This is a genomic window from Paenibacillus sp. OT2-17, assembly GCF_009827695.1.
GTDB classification, from domain to species: Bacteria; Bacillota; Bacilli; order Paenibacillales; family Paenibacillaceae; genus Paenibacillus; species Paenibacillus polymyxa_B.
In genome coordinates, this window is the sequence record NZ_WUDQ01000120.1 from 1 (window position 1) to 9,069 (window position 9,069).

The following is a 9,069-nucleotide window of genomic DNA, read 5'->3' on the forward strand; positions in this document are numbered from 1 at the left end:
AAAAATTTCATGGAAGAAAATTTCTATTCCGTCGATACGTTGGACGAAATGAAGACTCTCATGGAGGAAAAACGCGGTTTTACTTTGGCAGGTTGGTGCGGATCTGAAGAATGTGAAGACAAAGTTAAAGAAGTGACAGGTGCTACAAGCCGTAATATACCGTTTAAAACAACCGAGCAAAAGTCCACATGTTTGTGCTGTGGCAAACCTGCCAAGCATACAGTAGTGTTCGCACGGGCGTACTAATATAGAAGTAGGGCAATACCACTATACTCACTTCATTCTCTTCGCCGACAGGGTAGCTGTTACCGGACAACGTTCCGAAGGATCTATGTCGTTGTGAGGAGGATTAAAGAGGGTTACGAAAAGCTTTTGCGGTCGGAGATGTTTTTGACGCAGAAGCTTTTCATGTTTTCAGAATGGTAGATTTGAAATTGGGGGGAGAGCCATGGGCGGAGCTGAAGAAAAGAGAAAGCGGCTGGAACTGCTGATGAAGCAGGTTGTGATGCCGACGGGAGTGGTTGAACCTTATTTTTTGGACGGTTGGATTGATCAAGTGGAGATTAGCCGTACCAATAAGGATTGGAATATCACTATTGCCAAGGAGACACTGGTCCCCGCTCAGGTGTATCGTACGTTCTGTATTCAAGTACAGGAAAAAATGAGTCACATCGCAAAAATTACGTTCCGTTTTCAGTATAGTGAGCAGATTCAGCCGGGTGATATCATTAGTGAATACTGGAAACTTTTTCTAGAGTGGGTACATCGTGAGATTCCTTCTGTTAACGGTTGGTTGAATCGGGCTGTGCATGAGTGGGAAGACGGTCTATTATTGCTAACGATGAGCGACAGTATGTCATTGGAACTGGCGCGTAAAAAGCAGATAGATCAAGCTATCGTCAAATTTTACAATAAATATTTCGGGCTCTCTATGCGCATTAAAGTCCAGGTGGGTGAAAGTAACCAGGAGGCATTACAGCAATTCCAAGAGAAGAAGATGCAGGAAGAACGCGAAGTTATTCAGCAGATGATGGAAAGTATGGAATCCGAAATGCCGCCTTTGGACGAAGAAGAAGGAGACGTACGGCTTCAATTTGGTTATGACATCAAAGAACCGGCTGTTCCGATGCAAGATATTCAGGACGAAGAAAAGAAAGTCACCTTACAGGGGACAATCTTCGGTTTGGATAGTAAAGAATTGCGCAATGGCAGTACGTTGTTTACGTATTATTTGACCGACTTTAGTGATTCCCTGCAAATGAAAATGTTTGCTAAAACTAAAGAAGATCTGAAGATCCTCAGTTTGTTGGCTAACGGGAAATGGGTCAAAGTGCGGGGGCGAGTTGAATATGATCGTTTTATGCAAATTCCCGAGCTGGTTATGATTCCTTCCGATCTAGTTGAAGTACAGGCTCCACCCACACGTAAGGATAAGGCAGAGGAAAAACGGGTTGAGTTCCATCTACACACAAAGATGAGTGCAATGGATGCTGTCGCCTCGATTGATCAATACGTCAAAACAGCCGCCAAATGGGGGCACAAAGCGATTGCGGTCACCGATCACGGTGGTGTGCAATGCTATCCTGATGCAGCAAAAGCAGCAAAGAAAAACGGAATTAAAATGATCTACGGTATTGAGGCCAACGTGGTTAATGATGCCGTTGAGGTTGTAATGCAGGCACAACCATTAAATTTGAAAACAGCGACTTATGTCGTTTTTGATATTGAAACCACCGGTTTATCGGTTACACAGAATAAAATTATTGAGATTGCGGCTGTAAAAATGCATGATGGCAAAGAAGTTGATCGTTATGCTACCTTTGTCAATCCGCATGAGCGTATACCCTACAATATCCAGCAACTGACCAATATTAACGATGAAATGGTCAAGGATGCGCCGGATGTAGAACCTGTTATGAAGGAGTTTGTAGCTTTTGCTGGCGATGCTGTATTGGTTGCCCATAATGCGCGATTTGATGTCGGCTTTATCCAGGCCACCCTTCGAAATATGGGTTTGCCTGAAATGACTAATCCGGTACTGGATACGCTCGAACTGGCTCGTTTACTGTTTCCAACGATGAAAAACCACCGTTTGAATACGCTGACGACCAAATATAAAGTGGCGCTCGAAAGCCATCACCGGGCCATTGACGATACAGTCGCACTGACTGAAGTGCTGAACGGCTTGCTGAATGATGCGGAACAAATTAAGGGTTTAAAAATGCTCGATCGTCTGAATGATTATGTGGGTAAGGATTTATCGACCGTTCGTCCTTTTCACTGCTGTATTTATGCCCTCAACCCGATTGGCAAAAAAAATCTGTACAAGCTGGTTTCGATGTCTCATACCGAATATTTCAAGCGTGTGCCTTGTATTCCTAAATCAAAATTGTCAGAAATGAGAGACGGATTGCTTATTATTTCTGGCTGCGAAAAAGGAGAGTTCTTCGAGGCTGTATTGAACAAGTCCGAGGAAGAGGCCGAGGAAATTGCACAGTTTTATGATGTATTGGAGATTCAGCCTTTGACAATGTATATGCATCTAGTGGAAAAGCAATTGGTAAGTGGGCCTGATGCTCTGAAAACGGCGATACGCAAAGTATGCGAAATTGGTCGGCGACTTGATAAGCCCGTAATTGCCACAGGTAATGTTCACTATTTGGAAACTCGCGATAAGCTGTATCGTGATATTACGATACACGGCATTACGGGATTTAGCCCGCTAAAAGATATTCGTAAGCCAGATGCGCATTTACGCACCACAGACGAAATGCTGGCAGAATTCGAGTTTTTGGGCGAGGAGAAAGCCTATGAAGTCGTTGTGAAGAATACCATTGAGCTGGCGGATCGGTTTGAGGAGCTGGAGCTGTTCCCTGACAAGCTGTTTACACCTTTGCTGGATGGGGCGGACGAGGAAATCCGCAACACTTGCTACGAGACGGCTAAATCCATCTATGGTGAGGAATTGCCCGAGGTGGTTGTAGCCCGCCTTGAAAAAGAACTGGAGCCGATTATTAAATACGGTTTCTCTGCCAATTATCTCATTTCCGAGCGTCTGGTTAAAAAGTCTAATAAGGATGGATATCTGGTAGGTTCACGGGGTTCTGTTGGATCTTCTGTGGTCGCTACCTTTCTCGGAATTTCCGAGGTTAATCCACTGCCTGCACATTATATTTGTGGTAATCCTGAATGCAGACATAGCGAATGGATTTTGGACGGTAGTGTGCCGAGCGGATTTGACTTGCCAGACAAAAACTGTCCGAACTGTGGTGGCAAATTGAAGGGGGAGGGACAGGATATTCCGTTTGAAACGTTTCTTGGGTTTAAGGGAGATAAAGTTCCCGATATTGACTTGAACTTCTCTGGCGAATATCAGCCTGTCGCACATAACTATACGAAAGTATTGTTTGGTGAGAAAAGTGTATTTCGTGCTGGAACCATAGGTACAGTTGCCGAGAAAACAGCCTTTGGCTTTGCAAAGAAATATGAAGAGGCGCATCATAAAAAATGGCGTGGGGCTGAGCTGAACAGGCTGGCTTCGGGCTGTACAGGGGTCAAACGCAGTACCGGGCAACATCCAGGCGGAATTGTCGTTGTTCCCGATTATATTGAGGTCGAGGATATTACGCCGGTACAGTATCCCGCCGATGATACAAGCTCGGAATGGAAAACAACGCATTTTGATTATCACGCTTTTGATGCGAATTTACTCAAACTCGATATTCTGGGTCATGATGATCCGACTATGATGAGAATGCTTCAGGATTTGACCGGTGTCGATCCTACGACCATTCCAATGAATGATCCTAAAGTGATGAGCATGTTCAACTCCACGGAGGCGCTCGGTGTAACCCCCCAGCAAATCCGCACGCCTGTAGCAACCTATGGTGTACCGGAGATGGGAACGAAGTTTGTACGCCAAATGCTAGTAGAGTCGCAGCCAAGTTCTTTTGCTGATTTACTGCAAATATCCGGACTGTCTCACGGCACGGGCGTATGGCTGGGGAATGCACAGGAACTGATTAAGAATAATACCTGCAACATCAAGACTGTAATTGGTTGCCGTGATGATATCATGTTGTTTCTGATTTACAAGGCAGGGATGGACGCAGGTCTGGCCTTTAAAATTACGGAGAGCGTACGTAAAGGTAAGGGGCTTAGTGCTGAATGGATTGAGGAAATGAAAAAATGCAAAGTGCCACAATGGTACATTGATTCTTGTCTGAAAATCCAGTACATGTTTCCGAAGGCGCATGCTGCAGCCTATGTTATTTCAGCAGTGCGCACAGCGTACTTTAAGCTGTATCATCCGATTGAATATTATGCGACTTACTTTTCAGTACGTGCAGCCGATTTTGATATTGAGCTGTGCTGTCAGGGATATGATGCAATCGCGCGGAAGATTGTCGAAATTGAGCAACTCGGCTTTCAGGCACCGCCCAAAGAAAAAGGGATGCTTCCGATCCTAGAAATGGCTCTGGAAATGACGGCTCGCGGGTTTAGTTTTAAATCCATTGATTTGTACCGTTCCGAAGCTACACGCTTCAAGGTCGATGGAGATTCACTCATTCCGCCATTCGGAGCTCTTCAGGGAATTGGAGACAATGCAGCACGTAACATCGCAGCCTCCCGTGAACAGGGTGAATTTTTGTCTGTCGAGGATTTTCAACAAAAATCGAAGGCAAGTAAAACCATTGTCGAAATGCTATCCCAGTTGGGATGCTTTCGAGGTCTGCCAGAGAGTAATCAGCTGTCTCTGTTTTAATCCGAACTACAGTAGTCAAGCTCTGGCACTTGTCACATAACTATGGTTATGTTATAATTTTTTTGGTAATCATGGAGATAAAACCGTTGCTAAAAGAGTGGGGAAACCCACTCTTTACTGTTTGATATACAGTTACAACGTGAAAAGGTTATTTTTGGGCACGAAACCGGTACGCCGGTTTATTTGCAGTGAGCCCGAAATGAACATTACATCAAATGAAAATGAAAATGCCGGTGATGGAGAAGCATTGTCCATGGCAATAGGGCGTCTTTTTTTCACCACAGGAAAGTTCACTTTTGGAGGTTATAATCTTTGAGCACACCAAAGATCAAATCAGTAGTAGAAGAAATGGCCCAACCTTACCTCGATGAGCATGGTTTTGAACTGGTCGATGTCGAGTATGTCAAAGAGGGCAGCAATTGGTTTCTTCGCGTTTTTGTAGACAAAGACGGAGGAATTGATCTGGACGACTGCAGTATGATCAGTGAATATCTGGGGCAAAAGTTGGATGAAAATGACCCTGTTTCTACAGCATATTTTCTGGAAGTGTCTTCACCAGGCGCCGAAAGACCGCTAAAAAAAGCGGAGGACGTTACTAAAGCGGTAGGCAAAAACGTATTCGTTACTACATACGAGCCGATCAACGGCCTGAAGGAATTCGAAGGTCGTTTGCTTTCTTTTGAAGATGGGGAACTCACCGTTCAAAGCGGACAAAAGAAGCATGTTATACCTTATGACAAGGTAGCTGGTGCAAGGCTCGCGATCATATTTTAATTCAGATTTGACTGTTGCTGTTTGACATGTACTACATGTTTTTTTACCTCGTGTGCCGACCAGTACGCAGGTGCATCATTTGAAAGGGGGAGCAGTAATCCATGAGTATGGATTTTATTGAAGCAATGAACGAGTTGGAAAGAGAAAAGGGGATCAGCAAGGATGTGCTGTTTGAGGCCATTGAAGCAGCCTTGATTTCCAGTTACAAACGGAATTTCAACACCGCACAAAACGTGCGTGTTGATATGAACCGCAACTCGGGAGTCATTAAGGTATATGCCCGCAAGCTGATCGTTGAGGAGGTATTGGATCCTCGCACCGAGATTTCGTTGCCTGCAGCCCGTGAGATTAACCCGCATTTTCAGTTGGAAGATATCGCTGAAATTGAAGTCACACCACGTGATTTTGGACGGATTGCTGCACAAACTGCGAAGCAGGTCGTGACCCAGCGTATCCGCGAAGCGGAACGGGGACTGATCTACAACAAGTTTGTGGACAAGGAAGAAGATATTGTAACAGGAACTGTACAGCGCCAAGACCCACGTAATATTTATATTGATCTTGGTAAGGTGGAAGCGGTTCTTCCGTTGGGCGAACTGATGCCTAATGAGAAATTTAGCCATCTGGATCGAATTAAGGCTTATATCACCAAGGTAGAAAACACAACCAAAGGACCGCAAATTATGCTGTCCCGATCACATCCGGGTCTGCTTAAGCGTTTGTTCGAACTCGAAGTGCCTGAAATTTTTGATGGTGTTGTAGAGATTCGTTCCGTAGCGCGTGAAGCAGGCTTCCGTTCTAAAATCGCGGTTCATTCCCGTAACGCCGAGGTTGATCCGGTCGGCTCTTGTGTGGGTCCTAGAGGTACACGTGTACAGACCATTGTAAATGAGCTGCGTGGCGAAAAAATTGACATTGTACGTTATTCCGATAATGTTGATGAATACGTGGCTAATGCGCTGAGTCCATCCAAGGTGCTCGAAGTGCAAGTATTTGAAGAAGAGAAAATGGCGCGTGTTATTGTGCCTGATTATCAGCTTTCTCTTGCTATTGGTATCAAAGGGCAAAATGCTCGCCTTGCTGCTAAGCTTACGGGCTGGAAAATTGATATTAAGAGTGAAACACAGGCGGAGGAAGAACTCGGCAGACCGAGAACATCCACCGATGAAATGCATCAGGATTCCGTTTCTGTAGATTAAGCGGAGTGTAGGGGGGTTAATGCATGAAACAGAGAAAGATACCTTTGCGCAAATGTGTGGCCTGTCATGAAATGATGCCAAAGAAGCAGTTGATCCGTGTCGTCAAAACCCCTGAAGACGAAGTGTTGATTGACTTGACTGGCAAAAAGTCGGGACGCGGCGCTTACTTGTGCGGCAAAGCCGCCTGCTTCAAGCTGGCTCAAAAGAGCAAGGCACTGGATCGAGCATTGAAGCACTCGGTTCATCCTGATATTTATGAGCAGCTAAGTCGTGATTTTGCTGCCGTCGAGGAAGAATTCCTGGCGGCACAAGGCAGCGTGCAGGATGAATAAGGCGCTGTCTGGATTGGGTCTTGCCATGAGAGCTGGCAAGCTGCTAACAGGTGATGAGATCGTTTATAAAGCGATCAGGTCTTCAGAAGCCAAACTGGTCATTCTTGCGAAAGATGCTTCAATGAATACTCAAAAGAAATTCCGCGACAAATGCGGGACGTACAAAATCCCCTTATTGATAGGATTTGACCGGGAAAGCTTGGGAAGCAGTATCGGCAAACCTGAACGGGTTGTGCTGGCTGTGACGGATCAAGGATTCGCGAAATTGATCAAGAAACATGCGGGGATAATGTCGGAGGTGGAGTATATTGAGTAAACAAGAAAGCAAAGACAAAGTGCGGGTATACGAATATGCCAAATCGTTGAACATGAGCAGCAAAGAAATTATCACCATTCTTAAACGGCTGGATATTCCCGTGAACAACCATATGAGCGTCATGGAACATGATGCCGTAGGTAAAGTGGAAAGTTTTTTTAAGAATATTAAATCCAATGCTGCGGCCAAGCAAGGCGGGGCAGGTACGGCGCAAGTAAGCTCGAATCAGGCCGGTTCAAGCCAGAATAGTAATCATTCAACTGAGCAAACCAAAAATCAACAGGAAAAGCAGGTAAGTATGAATAGGACAAACAACAACCAAAACAGTAACCGAAGTAGCGCTCCAAAAGCGCAAAGCAGTCAGCAGGGCGGTCAAAACCGCAGTCAACAAAGTACTAGCAGACCCACTGGTCAGCAAAGTACACAGAACCGCAGTAATGGTCAACAACAGGGAGGACAACAGCGTCCCGGCGGTAACACAGGTTCGCGTCCTCAAGGTAACCAAAGCACTAACTCACGCCCTCAGGGAAGTAGTCAGGGTGGTACGGCTGTAAGAACATCATCCTCCACAGGTAGCAACAATGCGAACCGTAGTGGTGGCAACCGTACAGGTAGTAACTCCAGCAACGGTGGTAACCGTTCCGGTCAAGGACGTTTTGACGATAACCGTCAAGGCGGCGGACGCGGTGGTAACGGTGGTCGGGGAGGCAATAATCGCGGCGGCAGCAATCGTGGCGGGAAATTTAACAATCGTGGTAAAGGTCAACAACAGGAGCGTCGCGAGAAAATCGACAACACGCCTAAGAAAATTATTGTGCGTGGTGAGATGACCGTAGGCGAAACAGCCAAGCTTCTTCATAAGGATGCGTCAGAAGTCATCAAAAAGCTGATTGTGCTCGGAACAATGGCGACCATCAACCAGGAACTGGATATGGATACCATCCTCTTGCTTGCCGGAGACTTTGGTGTCGAGGTAGAAGTGAAAATTCCTGTCGAAGAAGATCGTTTTGAAACCGTGGAAGAAAATGATGATCCTGCGGATCTCAAAACACGTCCACCGGTTGTAACGATTATGGGTCACGTCGATCACGGTAAAACAACTTTGCTGGATGCCATTCGCTCAACTAATGTAACCGGTGGCGAAGCTGGCGGTATTACACAGCATATTGGTGCATACCAAGTTGAAATTAACAGCAAAAAAATCACTTTCCTGGATACACCGGGTCACGAAGCCTTTACTGCTATGCGTGCACGTGGTGCCCAAGTGACAGATATGACGATTATCGTGGTTGCAGCTGACGACGGTGTTATGCCACAGACGGTCGAAGCTATTAACCATGCGAAGGCGGCAGGTCTGCCCATTATCGTAGCTGTGAACAAGATCGACAAACCGGATGCCAACCCGGATAAAGTGAAGCAAGAACTCACTGAATATGAATTGGTACCTGAAGAGTGGGGCGGCGATACAATTTTCGTCAACGTTTCCGCGAAACAAAGAATGGGTCTGGAAGACCTGCTCGAGATGATTCTGCTCGTAGCTGAAGTGAATGAGTACAAAGCGAACCCGAACAAACGGGCACGTGGTACCATCATCGAGGCAGAACTGGATAAAGGTCGCGGTTCTGTAGCCCGTATCCTCGTTCAGAACGGTACACTGAAAGTCGGCGATGCTTTCGTAGCGGG

6 protein-coding genes and 1 pseudogene are annotated in these 9,069 nt (G+C 45.9%); all 7 read left to right on the plus strand.

What is annotated here, in order from left to right; translation table 11 throughout:
* Nucleotides 1-246: pseudogene (locus tag GRP75_RS14370) on the plus strand (proline--tRNA ligase); the annotation flags it as partial.
* A 202-nt stretch (nucleotides 247-448) separates the two neighbouring features.
* Nucleotides 449-4,765: a PolC-type DNA polymerase III gene (locus GRP75_RS14375; RefSeq protein ID WP_160789628.1), complete on the plus strand. Its 4,317-nt coding sequence runs from the start codon at nucleotides 449-451 to the stop codon at nucleotides 4,763-4,765.
* A gap of 312 nt (nucleotides 4,766-5,077) precedes the next feature.
* Nucleotides 5,078-5,539, plus strand: a complete 462-nt coding sequence (rimP, locus tag GRP75_RS14380) for a ribosome maturation factor RimP (protein ID WP_013309926.1) — start codon at nucleotides 5,078-5,080, stop codon at nucleotides 5,537-5,539.
* Between the two features lie 101 nt (nucleotides 5,540-5,640).
* Nucleotides 5,641-6,738, plus strand: coding sequence for a transcription termination factor NusA (gene nusA, locus GRP75_RS14385; RefSeq protein WP_013309927.1), 1,098 nt, complete (start codon nucleotides 5,641-5,643; stop codon nucleotides 6,736-6,738).
* 23 nt (nucleotides 6,739-6,761) lie between these two features.
* Nucleotides 6,762-7,070: an RNase P modulator RnpM gene (gene rnpM, locus GRP75_RS14390; protein WP_007430067.1), complete on the plus strand. Its 309-nt coding sequence runs from the start codon at nucleotides 6,762-6,764 to the stop codon at nucleotides 7,068-7,070.
* Nucleotides 7,063-7,386, plus strand: a complete 324-nt coding sequence (locus GRP75_RS14395) for a L7Ae/L30e/S12e/Gadd45 family ribosomal protein (protein ID WP_013309928.1) — start codon at nucleotides 7,063-7,065, stop codon at nucleotides 7,384-7,386. Before rnpM ends, GRP75_RS14395 begins: the two co-directional genes overlap by 8 nt.
* Nucleotides 7,379-9,069 (plus strand): translation initiation factor IF-2 (infB, locus tag GRP75_RS14400; RefSeq protein WP_160789629.1); only part of this gene is annotated, 1,691 nt, incomplete at its 3' end. The genes GRP75_RS14395 and infB, both read left to right, overlap by 8 nt.

Bases quoted from the DNA above. Each gene is read 5' to 3' on its own strand.
- nusA (WP_013309927.1), top strand. From the start codon at position 5,641: ATGAGTATGGATTTTATTGAAGCAATGAACGAGTTGGAAAGAGAAAAG.
- rnpM (WP_007430067.1), top strand. From the start codon at position 6,762: ATGAAACAGAGAAAGATACCTTTGCGCAAATGTGTGGCCTGTCATGAA.
- GRP75_RS14395 (WP_013309928.1), top strand. From the start codon at position 7,063: ATGAATAAGGCGCTGTCTGGATTGGGTCTTGCCATGAGAGCTGGCAAG.
- GRP75_RS14375 (WP_160789628.1), top strand. From the start codon at position 449: ATGGGCGGAGCTGAAGAAAAGAGAAAGCGGCTGGAACTGCTGATGAAG.